1 protein-coding gene (running past one end of the window) is annotated in these 21,920 nt (G+C 50.5%); it reads right to left on the bottom strand.

The features are described from left to right. A protein-coding gene (locus TQ33_RS11960; protein ID WP_046560880.1) for a Calx-beta domain-containing protein crosses the window boundary here: on the bottom strand, positions 1–21,920 show its 5' portion. Its footprint begins 2,548 nt before the window's first position; the window shows 21,920 of its 24,468 coding nt (coding positions 1–21,920); it begins with the start codon at positions 21,918–21,920; its stop codon lies off the left edge, out of view.

The following is a 21,920-nucleotide window of genomic DNA, read 5'->3' as shown; positions in this document are numbered from 1 at the left end:
GTATCGTCGTTAGTCGTTTGTGTGTCAACCGTTGGTGTTGTGATCGCACTATCTACCACTAACTCATCCGTCGTGGCGTCTGATGCGGTATTAGTACCGTCAGTCACGGTTGCCGTTACATCATATGTACCATCAGTTAATGCGTCGGCATCAGGGATAGTTAATGTCCAAGTGCCATCACCGTTGTCGACTAAGTTGCCGTCGCCTTCAGTGTAAGTCACACCGTTAACCGTCACCGTCAGATCGTCCGCGCTATCCGCCGTACCCGTAATCACTGGAGTATCGTCGTTAGTCGTTTGTGTATCAACCGTTGGTGTTGTGATCTGAGTATCAATCACTAACTCATCAGCGGTTCCATCAGACGCAGTATTAGTACCGTCCGTCACGGTTGCCGTTACATCATAAGTACCATCAGTTAATGCGTCGGCATCAGGGATGGTTAATGTCCAAGTGCCATCACCGTTGTCGACTAAGTTGCCGTCGCCTTCAGTGTAAGTCACACCGTTAACCGTCACCGTCAGATCGTCCGCGCTATCCGCCGTACCCGTAATTACTGGGGTATCGTCGTTAGTCGTTTGTGTGTCAACCGTTGGTGTTGTGATCGCACTATCTACCACTAACTCATCCGTCGTGGCGTCTGATGCGGTATTAGTACCGTCAGTCACGGTTGCCGTTACATCATAAGTACCATCAGTTAATGCGTCGGCATCAGGGATAGTTAATGTCCAAGTGCCATCACCGTTGTCGACTAAGTTGCCGTCGCCTTCAGTGTAAGTCACACCGTTAACCGTCACCGTCAGATCGTCCGCGCTATCCGCCGTACCCGTAATCACTGGGGTATCGTCGTTAGTCGTTTGTGCATCAACTGTCGGTGTTGTGATCGCGCTATCAACCACTAACTCATCCGTCGTGGCGTCTGATGCGGTGTTAGTACCGTCCGTCACGGTTGCAACAACGTCATAAGTGCCGTCTGGGATTTCATTACCCGCTGGGATGGTTAATGTCCAAGTGCCATCACCGTTGTCGACTAAGTTGCCGTCGCCTTCAGTGTAAGTCACACCGTTAACCGTCACCGTCAGATCGTCCGCGCTATCCGCCGTACCCGTAATTACTGGGGTATCGTCGTTAGTCGTTTGTGCATCAACTGTCGGTGTTGTGATTGCGCTATCAACCACTAACTCATCCGTCGTGGCGTCTGATGCGGTGTTAGTACCGTCCGTCACGGTGGCAACAACGTCATAAGTGCCGTCTGGGATTTCATTACCCGCTGGGATGGTTAATGTCCAAGTGCCATCACCGTTGTCGACTAAGTTGCCGTCGCCTTCAGTGTAAGTCACACCGTTAACCGTCACCGTCAGATCGTCCGCGCTATCCGCCGTACCCGTAATTACTGGGGTATCGTCGTTAGTCGTTTGTGCATCAACTGTCGGTGTTGTGATTGCGCTATCAACCACTAACTCATCCGTCGTGGCGTCTGATGCGGTGTTAGTACCGTCCGTCACGGTGGCAACAACGTCATAAGTGCCGTCTGGGATTTCATTACCCGCTGGGATGGTTAATGTCCAAGTGCCATCACCGTTGTCGACTAAGTTGCCGTCGCCTTCAGTGTAAGTCACACCGTTAACCGTCACCGTCAGATCGTCCGCGCTATCCGCCGTACCCGTAATCACTGGGGTATCGTCGTTAGTCGTTTGTGTGTCAACTGTCGGAGTTGTGATCGCGCTATCAACCACTAACTCATCCGTCGTGGCGTCTGATGCAGTATTAGTACCGTCCGTCACGGTGGCAACAACGTCATAAGTGCCGTCTGGGATTTCATTACCCGCTGGGATGGTTAATGTCCAAGTGCCATCACCGTTGTCGACTAAGTTGCCGTCGCCTTCAGTGTAAGTCACACCGTTAACCGTCACCGTCAGATCGTCCGCGCTATCCGCCGTACCCGTAATCACTGGGGTATCGTCGTTAGTCGTTTGTGCGTCAACTGTCGGTGTTGTGATCGCGCTATCGACCACTAACTCATCCGTCGTGGCGTCTGATGCGGTGTTAGTACCGTCCGTCACGGTGGCAACAACGTCATAAGTGCCGTCTGGGATTTCATTACCCGCTGGGATGGTTAATGTCCAAGTGCCATCACCGTTGTCGACTAAGTTGCCGTCGCCTTCGGTGTAAGTCACACCGTTAACCGTCACCGTCAGATCGTCCGCGCTATCCGCCGTACCCGTAATGACTGGGGTATCGTCGTTAGTCGTTTGTGTATCAACTGTCGGTGTTGTGATCGCGCTATCGACCACTAACTCATCCGTCGTGGCGTCTGATGCGGTGTTAGTACCGTCCGTCACGGTTGCAACAACGTCATAAGTGCCGTCTGGGATTTCATTACCCGCTGGGATGGTTAATGTCCAAGTGCCATCACCGTTGTCGACTAAGTTGCCGTCGCCTTCGGTGTAAGTTACACCGTTAACCGTCACCGTCAGATCGTCCGCGCTATCCGCCGTACCCGTAATCACTGGGGTATCGTCGTTAGTCGTTTGCGCATCAACTGTCGGTGTACTTTCAGTTAGGTTCTCAACCGTCACCGTCGCTAACTCAGCCGCCGTGTTGCCATCACTGTCTGTCGCCGTGATTTGAACTTCGTACACATTGTCCGTGTCCGCATCCGCTGGCGCTTCAAAATCTTGCGCACCCAACGTTAACTCACCGGTATTGGCATCAATCGTGAACAAGGCTTGATCGGCACCGCCACTGATGGTGTAAGTCACCGTGCCAATCGGCGCATCGCCTGGACTCAAGTCCGCCGGCGCCGTGGTGTGAGCCGTGTTCTCTGGCGTCGTTTCATTGATCGGGGCGATATCTAAGTTCGCGGTTTCATTGACGTCTGTTACCGTCACCGTCGCTAACTCAGCTGCCGTGTTGCCATCACTGTCTGTCGCCGTGATTTGAACTTCGTACACATTGTCCGTGTCCGCATCCGCTGGCGCTTCAAAATCTTGCGCACCCAGCGTTAACTCACCGGTATTGGCATCAATCGTGAACAAGGCTTGATCGGCACCGCCACTGATGGTGTAAGTCACCGTGCCAATCGGCGCATCGCCTGGACTCAAGTCCGCCGGCGCCGTGGTGTGAGCCGTGTTCTCTGGCGTCGTTTCATTAATCGGGGCGATATCTAAGTTCGCGGTTTCATTGACGTCTGTTACCGTCACCGTCGCTAACTCAGCTGCCGTGTTGCCATCACTGTCTGTCGCCGTGATTTGAACTTCGTACACATTGTCCGTGTCCGCATCCGCTGGCGCTTCAAAATCTTGCGCACCCAACGTTAACTCACCGGTATTGGCATCAATCGTGAACAAGGCTTGATCGGCACCGCCACTGATGGTGTAAGTCACCGTGCCAATCGGCGCATCGCCTGGACTCAAGTCCGCCGGCGCCGTGGTGTGAGCCGTGTTCTCTGGCGTCGTTTCATTGATCGGGGCGATATCCAAGTTCGCGGTTTCATTGACGTCTGTTACCGTCACCGTCGCTAACTCAGCTGCCGTGTTGCCATCACTGTCTGTCGCCGTGATTTGAACTTCGTACACATTGTCCGTGTCCGCATCCGCTGGCGCTTCAAAATCTTGCGCACCCAGCGTTAACTCACCGGTATTGGCATCAATCGTGAACAAGGCTTGATCGGCACCGCCACTGATGGTGTAAGTCACCGTGCCAATCGGCGCATCGCCTGGACTCAAGTCCGCCGGCGCCGTGGTGTGAGCCGTGTTCTCTGGCGTCGTTTCATTAATCGGGGCGATATCTAAGTTCGCGGTTTCATTGACGTCTGTTACCGTCACCGTCGCTAACTCAGCTGCCGTGTTGCCATCACTGTCTGTCGCCGTGATTTGAACTTCGTACACATTGTCCGTGTCCGCATCCGCTGGCGCTTCAAAATCTTGCGCACCCAACGTTAACTCACCGGTATTGGCATCAATCGTGAACAAGGCTTGATCGGCACCGCCACTGATGGTGTAGGTCACCGTGCCAATCGGCGCATCGCCTGGACTCAAGTCCGCCGGCGCCGTGGTGTGAGCCGTGTTCTCTGGCGTCGTTTCATTAATCGGGGCGATATCTAAGTTCGCGGTTTCATTGACGTCTGTTACCGTCACCGTCGCTAACTCAGCTGCCGTGTTGCCATCACTGTCTGTCGCCGTGATTTGAACTTCGTACACATTGTCCGTGTCCGCATCCGCTGGCGCTTCAAAGTCTTGCGCACCCAGCGTTAACTCACCGGTATTGGCATCAATCGTGAACAAGGCTTGATCGGCACCGCCACTGATGGTGTAAGTCACCGTGCCAATCGGCGCATCGCCTGGACTCAAGTCCGCCGGCGCCGTGGTGTGAGCCGTGTTCTCTGGCGTCATTTCATTGATCGGGGCGATATCTAAGTTCGCGGTTTCATTGACGTCTGTTACCGTCACCGTCGCTAACTCAGCTGCCGTGTTGCCATCACTGTCTGTCGCCGTGATTTGAACTTCGTACACATTGTCCGTGTCCGCATCCGCTGGCGCTTCAAAGTCTTGCGCACCCAGCGTTAACTCACCGGTATTGGCATCAATCGTGAACAAGGCTTGATCGGCACCGCCACTGATGGTGTAAGTCACCGTGCCAATCGGCGCATCGCCTGGACTCAAGTCCGCCGGCGCCGTGGTGTGAGCCGTGTTCTCTGGCGTCGTTTCATTGATCGGGGCGATATCCAAGTTCGCGGTTTCATTGACGTCTGTTACCGTCACCGTCGCTAACTCAGCTGCCGTGTTGCCATCACTGTCTGTCGCCGTGATTTGAACTTCGTACACATTGTCCGTGTCCGCATCCGCTGGCGCTTCAAAATCTTGCGCACCCAGCGTTAACTCACCGGTATTGGCATCAATCGTGAACAAGGCTTGATCGGCACCGCCACTGATGGTGTAAGTCACCGTGCCAATCGGCGCATCGCCTGGACTCAAGTCCGCCGGCGCCGTGGTGTGAGCCGTGTTCTCTGGCGTCGTTTCATTGATAGGGGCGATATCTAAGTTCGCGGTTTCATTGACGTCTGTTACCGTCACCGTCGCTAACTCAGCTGCCGTGTTGCCATCACTGTCTGTCGCCGTGATTTGAACTTCGTACACATTGTCCGTGTCCGCATCCGCTGGCGCTTCAAAATCTTGCGCACCCAACGTTAACTCACCGGTATTGGCATCAATCGTGAACAAGGCTTGATCGGCACCGCCACTGATGGTGTAAGTCACCGTGCCAATCGGCGCATCGCCTGGACTCAAGTCCGCCGGCGCCGTGGTGTGAGCCGTGTTCTCTGGCGTCGTTTCATTAATCGGGGCGATATCCAAGTTCGCGGTTTCATTGACGTCTGTTACCGTCACCGTCGCTAACTCAGCTGCCGTGTTGCCATCACTGTCTGTCGCCGTGATTTGAACTTCGTACACATTGTCCGTGTCCGCATCCGCTGGCGCTTCAAAATCTTGCGCACCCAGCGTTAACTCACCGGTATTGGCATCAATCGTGAACAAGGCTTGATCGGCACCGCCACTGATGGTGTAAGTCACCGTGCCAATCGGCGCATCGCCTGGACTCAAGTCCGCCGGCGCCGTGGTGTGAGCCGTGTTCTCTGGCGTCGTTTCATTGATAGGGGCGATATCTAAGTTCGCGGTTTCATTGACGTCTGTTACCGTCACCGTCGCTAACTCAGCTGCCGTGTTGCCATCACTGTCTGTCGCCGTGATTTGAACTTCGTACACATTGTCCGTGTCCGCATCCGCTGGCGCTTCAAAATCTTGCGCACCCAACGTTAACTCACCGGTATTGGCATCAATCGTGAACAAGGCTTGATCGGCACCGCCACTGATGGTGTAAGTCACCGTGCCAATCGGCGCATCGCCTGGACTCAAGTCCGCCGGCGCCGTGGTGTGAGCCGTGTTCTCTGGCGTCGTTTCATTAATCGGGGCGATATCTAAGTTCGCGGTTTCATTGACGTCTGTTACCGTCACCGTCGCTAACTCAGCTGCCGTGTTGCCATCACTGTCTGTCGCCGTGATTTGAACTTCGTACACATTGTCCGTGTCCGCATCCGCTGGCGCTTCAAAATCTTGCGCACCCAACGTTAACTCACCGGTATTGGCATCAATCGTGAACAAGGCTTGATCGGCACCGCCACTGATGGTGTAAGTCACCGTGCCAATCGGCGCATCGCCTGGACTCAAGTCCGCCGGCGCCGTGGTGTGAGCCGTGTTCTCTGGCGTCGTTTCATTAATCGGGGCGATATCTAAGTTCGCGGTTTCATTGACGTCTGTTACCGTCACCGTCGCTAACTCAGCTGCCGTGTTGCCATCACTGTCTGTCGCCGTGATTTGAACTTCGTACACATTGTCCGTGTCCGCATCCGCTGGCGCTTCAAAATCTTGCGCACCCAGCGTTAACTCACCGGTATTGGCATCAATCGTGAACAAGGCTTGATCGGCACCGCCACTGATGGTGTAAGTCACCGTGCCAATCGGCGCATCGCCTGGACTCAAGTCCGCCGGCGCCGTGGTGTGAGCCGTGTTCTCTGGCGTCGTTTCATTAATCGGGGCGATATCTAAGTTCGCGGTTTCATTGACGTCTGTTACCGTCACCGTCGCTAACTCAGCTGCCGTGTTGCCATCACTGTCTGTCGCCGTGATTTGAACTTCGTACACATTGTCCGTGTCCGCATCCGCTGGCGCTTCAAAATCTTGCGCACCCAACGTTAACTCACCGGTATTGGCATCAATCGTGAACAAGGCTTGATCGGCACCGCCACTGATGGTGTAAGTCACCGTGCCAATCGGCGCATCGCCTGGACTCAAGTCCGCCGGCGCCGTGGTGTGAGCCGTGTTCTCTGGCGTCGTTTCATTAATCGGGGCGATATCTAAGTTCGCGGTTTCATTGACGTCTGTTACCGTCACCGTCGCTAACTCAGCTGCCGTGTTGCCATCACTGTCTGTCGCCGTGATTTGAACTTCGTACACATTGTCCGTGTCCGCATCCGCTGGCGCTTCAAAATCTTGCGCACCCAGCGTTAACTCACCGGTATTGGCATCAATCGTGAACAAGGCTTGATCGGCACCGCCACTGATGGTGTAAGTCACCGTGCCAATCGGCGCATCGCCTGGACTCAAGTCCGCCGGCGCCGTGGTGTGAGCCGTGTTCTCTGGCGTCGTTTCATTAATAGGGGCGATATCCAAGTTCGCGGTTTCATTGACGTCTGTTACCGTCACCGTCGCTAACTCAGCCGCCGTGTTGCCATCACTGTCTGTCGCCGTGATTTGAACTTCGTACACATTGTCCGTGTCCGCATCCGCTGGCGCTTCAAAATCTTGCGCACCCAACGTTAACTCACCGGTATTGGCATCAATCGTGAACAAGGCTTGATCGGCACCGCCACTGATGGTGTAAGTCACCGTGCCAATCGGCGCATCGCCTGGACTCAAGTCCGCCGGCGCCGTGGTGTGAGCCGTGTTCTCTGGCGTCGTTTCATTAATCGGGGCGATATCCAAGTTTGCGGTTTCATTGACGTCTGTTACCGTCACCGTCGCTAACTCAGCTGCCGTGTTGCCATCACTGTCTGTCGCCGTGATTTGAACTTCGTACACATTGTCCGTGTCCGCATCCGCTGGCGCTTCAAAGTCTTGCGCACCCAGCGTTAACTCACCGGTATTGGCATCAATCGTGAACAAGGCTTGATCGGCACCGCCACTGATGGTGTAGGTCACCGTGCCAATCGGCGCATCGCCTGGACTCAAGTCCGCCGGCGCCGTGGTGTGAGCCGTGTTCTCTGGCGTCGTTTCATTAATAGGGGCGATATCCAAGTTCGCGGTTTCATTGACGTCTGTTACCGTCACCGTCGCTAACTCAGCCGCCGTGTTGCCATCACTGTCTGTCGCCGTGATTTGAACTTCGTACACATTGTCCGTGTCCGCATCCGCTGGCGCTTCAAAGTCTTGCGCACCCAACGTTAACTCACCGCTATTGGCATCAATCGTGAACAAGGCTTGATCGGCACCGCCACTGATGGTGTAGGTCACCGTGCCAATCGGCGCATCGCCTGGACTCAAGTCCGCCGGCGCCGTGGTGTGAGGCGTGTTCTCTGGCGTCGTTTCATTGATCGGGGCGATATCCAAGTTCGCGGTTTCATTGACGTCTGTTACCGTCACCGTCGCTAACTCGTCGGCTGTGTTGCCGGCAGAGTCCGTTGCTGTAATTTGAACTTCGTACACATTGTCCGTGTCCGCATCCGCTGGCGCTTCAAAGTCTTGCGCACCCAGTGTTAACTCACCGGTATTGGCATCAATCGTGAACAAGGCTTGATCGGCACCGCCACTGATGGTGTACGTTACCGTACCTACAGGAGTATCGCCTGGACTCAAGTCCGCCGGCGCCGTGGTGTGAGCCGTGTTCTCTGGCGTGGTTTCGTTGATTGGTGCAATATCAAGGTTTCTGTCATCGTCAGAGATCGTAACAGTGTCAGTCGCAGTAACAATGGTACCGTTACTAACTGCAGTAATCGTTGCCTCAACAGTTTCATCACCTTCAACAAGCGCGTCATCAATCACATCAACGGTTACCTGTGCTGTGGTATCTCCAGCTGGGATAACTACCGTTGTGGTTCCTGAAGCTCCAGTGAGATTGTAATCACTGCTGTCTGTCGCCGTACCTGCATAGTCAACGCTGATCGTTGTGTCTGTCGAGCTTGTAGTATTTAGACTTATGGTAAACACACCATCAGTAGCTGGCTCAGATGCTGATGGCGTTGAAGCTACAATCGAAACTTCTAAGCTATCATCATCTGAAATAGTCACTGTAGCCTGGTTATTGGCACCATCAATAGTGCCGTCAGTTGTTGTGGCTAAGGTAACAATTACTGTCTCATCATTTTCTACAATCGTGTCGTCAGCTACCGTAACGTCGATAGTTGCTGAAGTATCACCTGCAGGTATAGTTACAGTACCTGTTAGTGCTGTGTAGTCATCTGTAGCAGTCGCAGTACCTGCAATGTTATAGGTAACTGTCGTATCAACCGAGTTAGGACTACTTAAATTGATAGTGAACTGGCCATTATCTGCCGGCTCAGCTGCTGTCGCATCGTTAGCAGTCACTGATACCGTAATGGTGTCATTATCTTGAATGGTATAGGTGTTTGTTGACTGTGTATTAGTATCAAGATCAGCATCTCCAAGCACTAATCGTGGATTTGCACTTGATAACTCAAAGCTAATATTTTCATCTGCTTCAAGAATATTATCTTCAACCACAGTTAGATTAATCGGAACAGAAGTCGCTGCACTACCATCATAGCTTCCAGACGGAATTGTAACCGAGACGACGTTGGTGTAATCAGTACCACCACCAGTTGCTGTTCCACCAGTAACATTAACGTTCACCGTAGTATCATTTGGCAAGAAGCCTAATATTACTAATCTTGGTGCATCAGTTGTAGATTCGTCAGCAGAGTCCGCCGCTGAATCAAACTCTATCAACACAACAGAGTCGTTATCTTGAATGGTTACTACCGCGGCCCCGTCATTAATAGTCGCTTGGCCACCCGTAATGTTCGACAAGTTAACATTGAAGTTTTCATCACCTTCAATGTCGAAGTCATCGTTGATGGTTACTGTGATTGATTGAACTTCTCCGTCATTACCAGCGAAGTTTAAGGTTCCAGAGTTCGCGATATAATCTTGCAAAGCACCAGCCTGAGCTGTGCCGTCAGCTGTGGCGAAGTCGACACTGAAGCCAGCAGCGGTACTACCCGTTAAAGTCACATTAATGGTTGCAGTTCCTGCGTCTTCATCAACAGAAACGTCCGCAACAGAAACGCTCGCCGCATCATCATCAGCAATAGTGACAGTGTCTGTTGCAGTACCGATGGTACCGTTACTAACCGCAGTAATCGTTGCTTCAACAGTTTCACTGCCTTCTGTAATAGCATCATCTATCACTTCAACAGCTACCGTCGCACTGACACTACCCGCTGGAATAACCACTGAAGTGGTTCCAGCAGCGCCAGTCAAGTTGTAATCGCTGCTATCGGTAGCCGTACCTGCATAGTTAATGGTTACCGTGGTGTCTGTTGCGCTGGTATTACTTAGAGTTACTGTAAACTCACCGTCCGTAGCAGGCTCAGAAGCTGCTGCCACTGTCGCAGCAATCGATACTTCTAGTGCATCATTATCAGTAATGGTGCCTGTTGCTGTGTCCGTATCAGTAACCAGTGGGTTAACCGCATCAAGGTTAACCGTGAAGGTTTCACTACCCTCTACAATCGCATCGTCGTTAATTGCAACAGTAAAGGTTTGGGTTTCATTAGCCGTGCCAGCGAAGGTCACGGTGCCACCAGTGCTGTCGTAGTCAGTGTTACCGCCTGTCGCTGTGCCGTCTGTGAAGCTGTAGTTCACGTCAGTACCGCCAGCCACTTCTGAATCTAGCGTGATAGTAAAGGTTGCCGTGCCAGCTCCCTCATCAACAGTCACATCTTCTACCGTGACACTCGCCGCATCATTATCGTTAATCGTTACAGTATCTGTTGCAGTTGCAATAGTACCGTTGCTAACTGCTGAGATTGTCGCAATAACAGTTTCATCACCTTCCGTGATGAAATCATCAATGACATTCACAGCGACTGTAGCAGTTGTAGCTCCGGCAGGAATAACAACTGTCGTCGTACCCGAAGCTCCACTTAAGTTGTAATCGCTACCATCAGTTGCAGTGCCCGTATAACCAATATTTACCGTAGTGTCTGTTGAGCTGGTAGTATTCAAGCTCACTGTGAACTGACCATTAGAGTTAGGTTCAGAAGCTGTTGCAGTCGTCGCTACAACCGAGACTTCTAATGCATCATTATCCGTAATGGTACCCAGCCCAGTGTCAGTATCAGTGACTAAAGGATTTACCGCATCGATATTAACGGTGTAGTCCTCAGAACCTTCAACAATGGTATCTTCATTAATTGTCACGTCGAAAGTTTGGGTTTCGCCAGCGTTACCAACAAATGTCACGCTACCCGCGGTGCTATCATAGTCGTCACCACCAGTCGCTGTACCATCAACGAAGCTGTAATTAACATCAGTACCACCGACAACATCATTATTTAGGGTAATAGTAAAGGTTGCAGTACCAGCACCTTCATTAACCGTGACGTCATCAACCGTGACTTCAGCTGTATCGTTATCGTTAATCGTGCCCAGACCTTGATCATCACTAAAGGTTACGCCTGTCGTGGTTAGGTTACTTAGGTCTAAGGTGAAGTTTTCGTCACCCTCTACTAACGTATCTTCACTAATTGATACGCTAATGGTAATGGTCTCGCCGTCTGTTCCAGCGAACGTTTCTGTACCCGAAGTAGCCGTGTAATCGCTACCAGCTGTCGCAGTACCATTCGTTGTTGTGTAATCAAAGCTCACGCCACCCGCAACGTCACCAGTTAAAGTCACCGTAAAGCTAGCCGTACCGTCCGCTTCATTTACCGTCACATCATTAACCGACACCGTCGCCGCATCATTATCCGTAATGGTGCCTGTCGCTGTATCCGTATCAGTAACCAGTGCGTTAACCGCATCAAGGTTGACCGTAAAGGTTTCACTACCCTCTACAATCGCATCGTCGTTAATTGCTACAGTGAATGTTTGGGTTTCACCATCCGTGCCAGCGAAGGTCACAGTACCACCAGTGCTGTCGTAATCAGTGTTACCGCCTGTCGCTGTACCGTCTGTGAAGCTGTAGTTCACATCTGTGCCACCAGCTACTGCGCCGTTTAAGGTCACTGTAAAGGTCGCCGTACCAGCACCCTCATCAACAGTCACATCTTCTACCGTGACACTCGCCGCGTCATTATCCGTAATGGTACCTGTTGCGGTATCGGTATCAGTAACCAGTGGGTTAACCGCATCAAGGTTAACCGTGAAGGTTTCACTACCCTCTACAATCGCATCGTCGTTAATTGCAACAGTAAAGGTTTGTGTTTCACCATCCGTGCCAGCAAAGGTCACAGTACCACCTGTGCTGTCATAATCAGTGTTACCGCCTGTCGCTGTGCCGTCTGTGAAGCTGTAGTTCACATCTGTGCCACCAGCTACTGCGCCGTTTAAGGTCACTGTAAAGGTCGCCGTACCAGCGCCCTCGGCCACAGTCACATCTTCTACCGTGACACTCGCCGCATCATTATCGTTAATCGTTCCCAGACCTTGATCATCACTAAAGGTAACGCCTGTCGTGGTTAGGTTACTTAGGTCTAAGGTGAAGTTTTCGTCACCCTCTACTAACACATCATTTGTAATCGGTACGCTAATCGTAATGGTCTCGCCATCAGTTCCAGCGAACGTTTCTGTACCCGAAGTAACCGTGTAATCGCTACCAGCTGTCGCAGTACCATTCGTTGTTGTGTAGTTGAAACTCACGCCACCTTGTACGTCACCGGTTAAGGTCACCGTAAAGTCAGCCGTACCGTCCGCCTCATTCACAATCACATCATTAACCGATACCGTCGCCGCGTCATTATCCGTAATGGTGCCTGTTGCGGTATCCGTATCAGTAACCAGTGGGTTAACCGCATCAAGGTTGACCGTAAAGGTTTCACTACCCTCTACAATCGCATCGTCGTTAATTGCTACAGTGAATGTTTGGGTTTCACCATCCGTGCCAGCGAAGGTCACAGTACCACCAGTGCTGTCGTAATCAGTGTTACCGCCTGTCGCTGTGCCATCTGTGAAGCTATAATTCACATCAGTACCACCAGCCACTTCACCATTTAGAGTAATAGTGAAAGTCGCTGTACCAGCTGCTTCTGTTATGGTGACATCTTCAACTGTGACGCTCGCCGCATCATCATCAGCAATAGTGACAGTGTCTGTTGCAGTACCGATGGTACCGTTACTAACTGCAGTAATCGTTGCTTCAACAGTTTCACTGCCTTCTGTAATAGCATCATCTATCACTTCAACAGCTACCGTCGCACTGATACTACCCGCTGGAATAACCACTGAAGTGGTTCCAGCAGCGCCAGTCAAGTTGTAATCGCTGCTATCGGTAGCCGTACCTGCATAGTTAATGGTTACCGTGGTGTCTGTTGCGCTGGTATTACTTAGAGTTACTGTAAACTCACCGTCCGTAGCAGGCTCAGAAGCTGCTGCCACTGTCGCAGCAATCGATACTTCTAGTGCGTCATTATCCGTAATGGTGCCTGTTGCTGTATCGGTATCAGTCACCAGTGGGTTAACCGCATCAAGGTTAACCGTGAAGGTTTCACTACCCTCTACAATCGCATCGTCGTTAATTGCAACAGTAAAGGTTTGTGTTTCACCATCCGTGCCAGCAAAGGTCACAGTACCACCTGTGCTGTCATAATCAGTGTTACCGCCTGTCGCTGTGCCGTCTGTGAAGCTGTAGTTCACATCTGTGCCACCAGCTACTGCGCCGTTTAAGGTCACTGTAAAGGTCGCCGTACCAGCGCTCTCGGCCACAGTCACATCTTCTACCGTGACACTCGCCGCATCATTATCGTTAATCGTTCCCAGACCTTGATCATCACTAAAGGTAACGCCTGTCGTGGTTAGGTTACTTAGGTCTAAGGTAAAGTTTTCGTCACCCTCTACTAACACATCATTTGTAATCGGTACGCTAATGGTAATGGTCTCGCCATCAGTTCCAGCGAACGTTTCTGTACCCGAAGTAGCTGTGTAATCGCTACCAGCTGTCGCAGTACCATCCGTTGTTGTGTAGTTGAAACTCACGCCACCTTGTACGTCACCGGTTAAGGTCACCGTAAAGTCAGCCGTACCGTCCGCCTCATTCACAATCACATCATTAACCGATACCGTCGCCGCGTCATTATCCGTAATGGTGCCAACACCTTGGTCATCACTAAAGGTTACGCTACCGTTGCTTAAGGCGCTTAAGTCAACCGTAAAGGTTTCATCAGCTTCCACCGTGTCATCATTGATGATAGGAACCACAATCGTTTGTGTCTCGCCAGGTGTACCCGTGAAGGTGAGCGTGCCCGTACTCGTGGTGTAATCACCTGGTGCCGCTGCCGTACCATCATTCGTGATGTAATCCAGCGTGAAGCCATCTTGAACTTCGCCGGTTAAGGTCACCGTAAAGGTCGCATTAACGCCATCTTCAGCAATCGTTACGTCATCTATCGCAACCGTCGCATTGTCGTTATCCGTAATGGTGCCCAAGCCTTGACCATCGCTGAAAGTCACGCTGCCATTATTCAAATTGCTTAAATCAACGGTGAAGGTTTCATCACCTTCAACAATCGCGTCATCGGTAATCGGCACACTAATCGTAATCGTCTCGCCATCCGTACCGGTAAACGTTTCTGTACCAGAAGCCGCCGTATAATCGCCGTCACCGACCGTCGCTGTGCCATCGTTTGTGGTGTAGTCGAAACTAACGCCGTCTTGTACATCGCCGGTTAAGGTTACGGTAAAGTCAGCCGTACCAGCTGCTTCATTAACAGTAACGTCATTAATCGCAACTGTTGCATTATCATTATCCGTGATAGTGCCTAAGCCTTGATCATCCGCAAAGGTTACGCTTGGGTTAGTCAAATTGCTCAGATCAAGCGTAAAGGTTTCATCATCCTCAACCACTGCATCGTCGGTGATTGGAACATTTATGGTAATGGTTTCGCCATCTGTACCCGCGAAAGTTTCAGTGCCCGAGGTTGCCGTGTAGTCGCTACCAGCTGCTGCCGTGCCGTTATTTGTGGTGTAGTCAAAACTCACGCCACCCACAACATCACCATTTAACGTTACTGTGAAGCTGGCATTAACGCCCGCTTCGTCAACCGTGACATCATTAACGGTTACCGTTGCACTGTCATTATCGTTAATTGTTACAGTGTCTGTGGCATTGTCGATGGTGCCGTTACTGACGCTATCAATCGTCGCCACAACGGTTTCTGAAGGCTCAACAATAGTGTCATCCGCGACATCAACTAGAATAGTTGCTGTCGTGTCTCCAGCTGCTATCACCACCGTTGTCGTACCATCAGCACCCGTTAAGCTGTAGTCCGCTGGATCAGCCGCGGTACCTGCATAACTTAAAGTTACCGTGGTGTCGGTCGCACTCGGCGCGCTCAAACTGACGGTAAACTCGCCATCAGTTGCTGGCTCGCTAGCCGTCGCTACGCTCGCGATAACTGACACTTGTAGGTTATCGTTATCTGTAATAGTGCCGATCGCCGTATCGGTGTCCGTAACCTGTGGGTTAACCGCATCGAGGCTAACGGTAAAGGTTTCGTCACCTTCAACCAAGCCGTCATCAGTGATGTTGACGGTGAAGGTTTGCGTTTCGCCAGCCGTACCGGCAAAAGTAACCGTACCCGCAGTATTATCGTAATCCGTACCACCGCCAGTCGCTGTACCGTCAGTGAAGCTGTAGTTCACATCAGTGCCACCAGCAACGGCATTATCTAAAGTTATGGTAAAGGTTGCTGTTCCAGCACCCTCATTAACTGAAACGTCTTCAACCGTTACAGAAGCGTTGTCATCATCTGCGATAGTCACGGTATCCGAAGCAGTACCAATGTTGCCGTTGCTCACTGTCGTAATCGTCGCAATAACGGTTTCGCTTGGTTCAACCACATTATCATCAGCCACGTTGACCGCTACAGTAGCTGATGTAGCTCCTGCTGGGATGGTAACCGTTGTTGTGCCTGAAGCTCCGGTTAGACTGTAATCTGAAGGATCTGCCGCAGTGCCCGTGTAATCAATGGTAATAACCGTATCCGTTGAGCTTTCTGCGCTTAAGGTCACGGTAAACTCGCCGTTTGTCGCAGGTTCTGAAGCATTCGGAACCGTCGCTGCTATCGAGGTAACCAGCGGTGTATCGTCATCAGTAATGGTACCGGTGGCAACATCCGTCGCATCCACAAGCGCATTGCTCGCGGACAAGTTAACGGTAAAGGTTTCATCGAACTCAACAATAGCGTCATCAGCAATAGGAACATTGATGTCGATAAACTCGCCATCGTTACCCACAAAGCTAACAGTATTACCGGTGCTGTCGTAATCCGTACCGCCACCAGTCGCGGAGCCGTCTGTGAAGCTGTAAGTCACATCCGTACCGCCGTCAACCTCACCATTTAAAGTGATTCTGAAGGTCGCAGGACCGCCATCTTCCGCCACAGTGACATCTTCAACCGTAACCGAAGCTGTGTCTTCTGACTCGATTGTTACAGTGTCAGTCGCGCCACTAATAGTGCCGTTGTCGGTCGCAGTGATGGTCGCGATAACTGTCTCATCACCTTCCACAATATTGTCGTCAAGCACGTCAACCGTCACGATAGCGTCGGTAGAACCCGCGGGAATCACAACTGTCGTTGTGCCGTCGGCACCTACTAAGTTGTAATCCGAGCCGTCCGTTGCTGTACCTGAGTAGGCAATGGTAACGGTTGTATCCGTTGCACTCGTGGTACTTAAGCTCACCGTGAACTGGCCATCAGTCGCTGGCTCTTGAGCCGTTGGCGTTGTCGCAACCACAGATACGGTTAACGCATCATCATCAACAATCGTACCTGTCGCCGTATCCGTATCAATAACGTTTGGATTGACCGCATCAAGGTTCACGGTAAAGGTTTCGTCACCTTCCACAATCGCATCATTAGTAATCGCAACGCTAAAGGTTTGAGTTTCACCAGCTGTTCCAGCAAAAGTTACTGTACCGCCGGTACTGTCGTAGTCCGTACCGCCACCAGTCGCTGTGCCATCAGTGAAGCTATAGTTCACATCAGTGCCGCCAGCAACGGCTTCTTCTAACGTAATGGTAAAGGTTGCTGTGCCATCAGTTTCGTTAACGCTCACGTCTTCAACAGTGACGCGTGAATCGTTATCAGCAATAGTAACGGTATCAGTGGCCGTGCCAATGTTACCGTTGCTGACAGCCGTGATAGTTGCTTCTACCGTTTCGCTACCTTCCACTAGTGCATCATCCGCGACATCAACCGTCACGGTTGCAGTCGTACTACCTGCAGGAATCACCACACTTGTCGTGCCGTCCGCACCAACCAAACTGTAATCATCCGGATCAGTTGCCGTGCCCGCGTAATCAATAAAGACAGTAGTGTCTGTATCGCTAGGGTTGCTCAGCGTAATAGTGAACTCACCATCAGTGCTTGGCTCAGAAGCCGCTGCAACAGTCGCTGACATATTAACAGTCAGCACATCATTATCTTCAATCGTACCTGTCGCCGTATCCGTATCTGTTACGCTTGGATTGTCTGCGCTCAGCGATACAGTAAAGGTTTCATCAGCTTCCGTTACGTTATCGTCAGTATAAGCCACGGTAAAGGTTTGGGTTTCGCCTGCTGTACCAGCAAAAGTTACTGTACCGCCAGTGCTATCGTAATCCGTACCACCGCCAGTCGCTGTACCATCAGTAAAGCTATAATCGACGTTGGTACCACCCGCAACCTCATTATTAAGCGTAATAGTAAAGGTTACTGTGCCAGCACCCTCGTCCGCTGATACGTCGTCAACAGTTACAGCAGCCGCATCATTATCCGCAATTTCAACAGTGTCAGTTGCATTAACAATCGTACCTTCGCTAACGCTATCAATTGTCGCGATAACGGTTTCCGTCGGCTCTACAATCGCATCATCGTTGACAACAACATCAACAGTAACGCTTGTATCACCTGCAGGGATCACTACCGTTGTAGTACCCGCAGCGCCGGTTAGACTGTAATCCGCTGGGTCTGCTGCTGTGCCGGTATAACTCAAATTAACCGTAACATCTGATGCGCTTGGCGTGTTCAAACTAACGGTAAACTCGCCATCGGTACCAGGCTCAGAAGCATTAGCAACACTCGCTGTCACCGATACTTCCAACACTTCATCATCAATAATGGTAGTCGCGGAATCGTTGTCATTAATAACAGGGTTTACTGCATCAAGGTTGACCGTAAAGGTTTCGTCACCTTCATAAACGCCGTCGTTAATGATTGAAACCGTAAAGGTCTGCGTCTCACCTGCTGTGCCCGCAAAGGTTACACTGCCTGGTGTGTTGTCATAATCTACGCCACCTGTTGCTGTGCCGTCAGTAAATGAATAATTAACAACGCTGCCGCCCTGAACCGCATTATCAAGTGTCACCGTATAAGTGGCAGTTCCCGCATCTTCATCCACGGTCACATTATTGATTGAGAGACTAGCAGTATCATTATCATTAATCGTTCCAAGACCTTGCGCATCACTTAACGTAACGCCTGCATTCGACACATTGGATAAATCAACAAAATAGGTTTCACTCGCCTCAGCAACCGCATCATCAGCGATAGTCACCGTAACTGTTTGAGTTTCAGCGTCATTGCCGGTGAAATTTAAGGTGCCAGAGGTCGCTGTATAATCGCTAGCCGCTTCCGCTGAATCATCAGCAGTCGCAAAATCTACCGATACACCGTCCTGCACGTCACCCGTCAAGGTCACTGTGAAGGTTGCAGTACCGTCCGCCTCATTAACCGTAACGTCATCAATCGCTAAACTCGCGTTATCGTTATCGTTAATCGTACCAACGCCTTGAGCATCAGATAAAGTTACAACAGCATTACTAACGTTAGATAAGTTAGCAAAGAAAGTTTCGGTTGCTTCAACTAAACCATCATCAGTAATTGGCACTGTGAACGTTTGAGTTTCACCGTCATTACCCGTGAAGCTTAAGGTGCCTGTTGATGACGTGTAGTCACTACCAGCAAGAGCAGAGTCATCTGCTGTCGCGTAATCTACAGAAACACCGCCCTGAACGTCACCCGTTAAGGTTACCGTGAAGGTCGCTGTACCATCGCCTTCGTTGACAGAAATGTCGTTAATCGCCAAGCTAGCATTATCGTTATCAGTAATTGAGCCAACACCTTGTGCATCAGCGATCGTTACCAAACCATTCGAAATATTAGATAAGTTAGCAAATAAGGTTTCCGTCGCTTCAGCCAAACCATCATCAGTGATCGGCACTGTAAAGGTCTGAGTTTCGCCATTGTTACCCACAAACGTTAAGGTATCTGACGTTGAAGTATAATCGCTACCAGCAAGAGCCGTATCATCCGCAGTGTCAGCGTCAACCGTAAACCCGCCCTGGACATTTCCAGTTAAAGTTACGGTGAAGACTGCGTTACCGTCAGCTTCATCAACCGTGACATCATCAATCGCAATGCTTGCTGCGTCGTTGTCATTAATTGTACCGATACCTTGCGCAGTGTTGATCGCCACATCCGCGTTTGAAATATTCGAAAGGTTCATTTCGAAGGTTTCAGTCGCTTCTAGCAAACTATCGTCCGCGATCGTTACCGTAATTGTTTCAACTTCGCCTGCAGTACCAGCAAAACTCAAAGTACCAGATGTTGCAGTGTAATCACTTCCCGCCTCGGCTGTGGCGTCGTTACTTGCGAAATCAACACTGAAGCCATCTTGAACTTCGCCAGTTAGCGTTACATTAAAAGTTGCGGTGCCATCAGCTTCATTCACGGTTACGCTATTGATATCAATCGAAGCTGTGTCATCATCAGCAATGGTCACAGTCGCTTCGTCGTTACCGGCATCAATCGTGCCCGTGCTGGTAGTATCCAGAGTAACGATAACCGTTTCGTCATCTTCAACGACGGCATCATTCACGACTAACACATCAATGGTTGCAGAAGTGTCTCCAGCTGGAACTACAACTGTACCCGTTAATGGCGTGTAGTCATCTGTTGGCGTCGCGGTGCCGGTAACTAAATACGTAATGGTCGTGTCGGTTGAACTTATACTATTCAAGCTAACCGTAAACTGCCCATTGTCTGCCGGTTCAGCAGCAGTTGCATCATTGGCAGTAATACTAACTACTAAGTTATCATTATCAGCAATGGTTACTGTTGCCTCATCATTACCCGCATCAATCGTACCGTCAGTGGTCGTATCTAAAGTAATAACAACAGTTTCATCACCTTCAATAATAGTGTCGTCCGCTACGGTGACGTCAATAGTTGCGCTGGTGTCACCCGCTGGAATTGTTACCGTGCCTGTTAATGGCGTGTAGTCGTCTGTTGGTGTTGCAGTGCCCGCAATCGTGTAAGTAACCGTCGTATCAACCGAGTTAGGATTACTCAAACTGACCGTAAACTGGCCATTATCGGTAGGCTCAGCAGCTGTCGCGTCGTTAGCCGCAACGGTTACCGTAAGCGGATCATTGTCTTGAATAGTATAAGTATTAGTAGCCTGCGTATTGCTATCAAGATCAGCATCACCAAGAATCAAGCGCGGATTGACGCTAGACAATTCGAAGTTAATGGTTTCATCAGCTTCGAGAATATTATCATCAACCACCGTTAAGTTAATGGGTACAGATGTTCCAGCCCCACCGTCATAAGTGCCGGCAGGGATGGTGACTGTCACAACATTAGTGAAGTCAGTTCCAGAGCCTACAGCTGTTCCGCCTGTAACATTTACGTTGATATCAGTATCGGTCGGCAAAACACCTAATATTCTTAAACGGGGATGTTCAGTAATTGCCTCATCAGCACTATCAGCTGCGGCATCAAACTCAACAAGGACCACGGAGTCGTTATCTTGAATAGTAACGACACCAGTACCATCATTGATGGTCGCTAGTCCGCCGGTAATGTTTGACAAATTAACGTCAAAAGTCTCGTTACCTTCGATCGCAATATCATCATTGATTGTTACTGTAATGCTTTGAACTTCGCCATCCGTACCAGCAAAACTGAGGGTGCCTGAATTAGCAAGGTAGTCGGATAAAGCTCCTGCAGTTGCTGTTCCATCCGCAGTAGCAAAGTCAACATCAAAGCCACTCGCTGTGTCGCCGGTTAAAGTCACATCGATGGTGACAGTACCCGCACCCTCGTTAACCGTTACATCTGCAACAGATACGCTAGCAGTGTCATCGTTTTCAATTGTCGCATCAGCAACGCCGTCCGAGTCTGTGGCGTTAGGAGAAATATTACTTAGAGTTACCGTAAACCCTTCGTCAGGCTCTACAACAGTATCGCCGTTCACCGTTACCGTAATGGTTGTGCTTGTGTCGCCGGCAGGGATCGTTCCCGTGACAGAACCGTCAGTAACTTGGACATAGTCAGAGCCAGCTTGAGCAGTACCATCTGTGGTGAAATAATCAAAAGTAATATCTTCAGTCGTAGTAACCGCGTTACTAATACTTACTGTAAAAGTAAAGGTTGTCGTGCCCGCATCAGTTTCTACTTGTGAAACATCACCAATAGCAATTTCAGCTGGTGAGTTGACCACAAGATCAGCGGAAGCTGCCGTGCTCGAGCCCATACCAGTATCCAATGCACCAGCAGGAAGTTGGTTAGTATGTGTACCCACAGAGTTACTGGTTACATCAGCTGTAATCGTACAGTTACTGTTTGCAGGAATGGTGGCACCAGAGCCTAAGGTAATAGAAGAGCCGCCGTCAGTTGCGGTTAATGTTCCTGAGCCACCACAGGTCTCAGCTGCATTCACTGGAGTAGCAAGAACCACACCCGCAGGTAGATTATCAACGAAATCAGCTTGCAAAATAGCATCAAAATCATTGGTATTAGTCAACGTAATGGTGAGGGTAGAGACACCATTAAAGTCGATAGGATTGGGAGCAAAGGATTTTGTTGGTTCTGGGGTAACAACGTTGAGGGCATTAGAATCCGTAGCACAAGCCGCTACAGTTGGGTCTGCAACTGTACATCCACCGTTAGTATTGTTCGCCGTATTATTATCGATGACACCAGCTGGAAGTGTGACATTAACGGTATTATCAATGGTCGAAGGATAATCCACCGCCATGACATTGTTAGAAATTAAAAGCGCCGAAGCGGCTAAAATTACAGAAGCGATACTATTAATCGAACGATTAACAGCTTTAGAAAATATCGTACTTTTGCCAATAACTTTCAT

Source organism: Kangiella geojedonensis (genome assembly GCF_000981765.1).
Lineage (GTDB): Bacteria > Pseudomonadota > Gammaproteobacteria > Enterobacterales > Kangiellaceae > Kangiella > Kangiella geojedonensis.
Note: the sequence above shows the minus strand (reverse complement) of the source record. Positions and strands in the feature narration are given on the sequence as shown.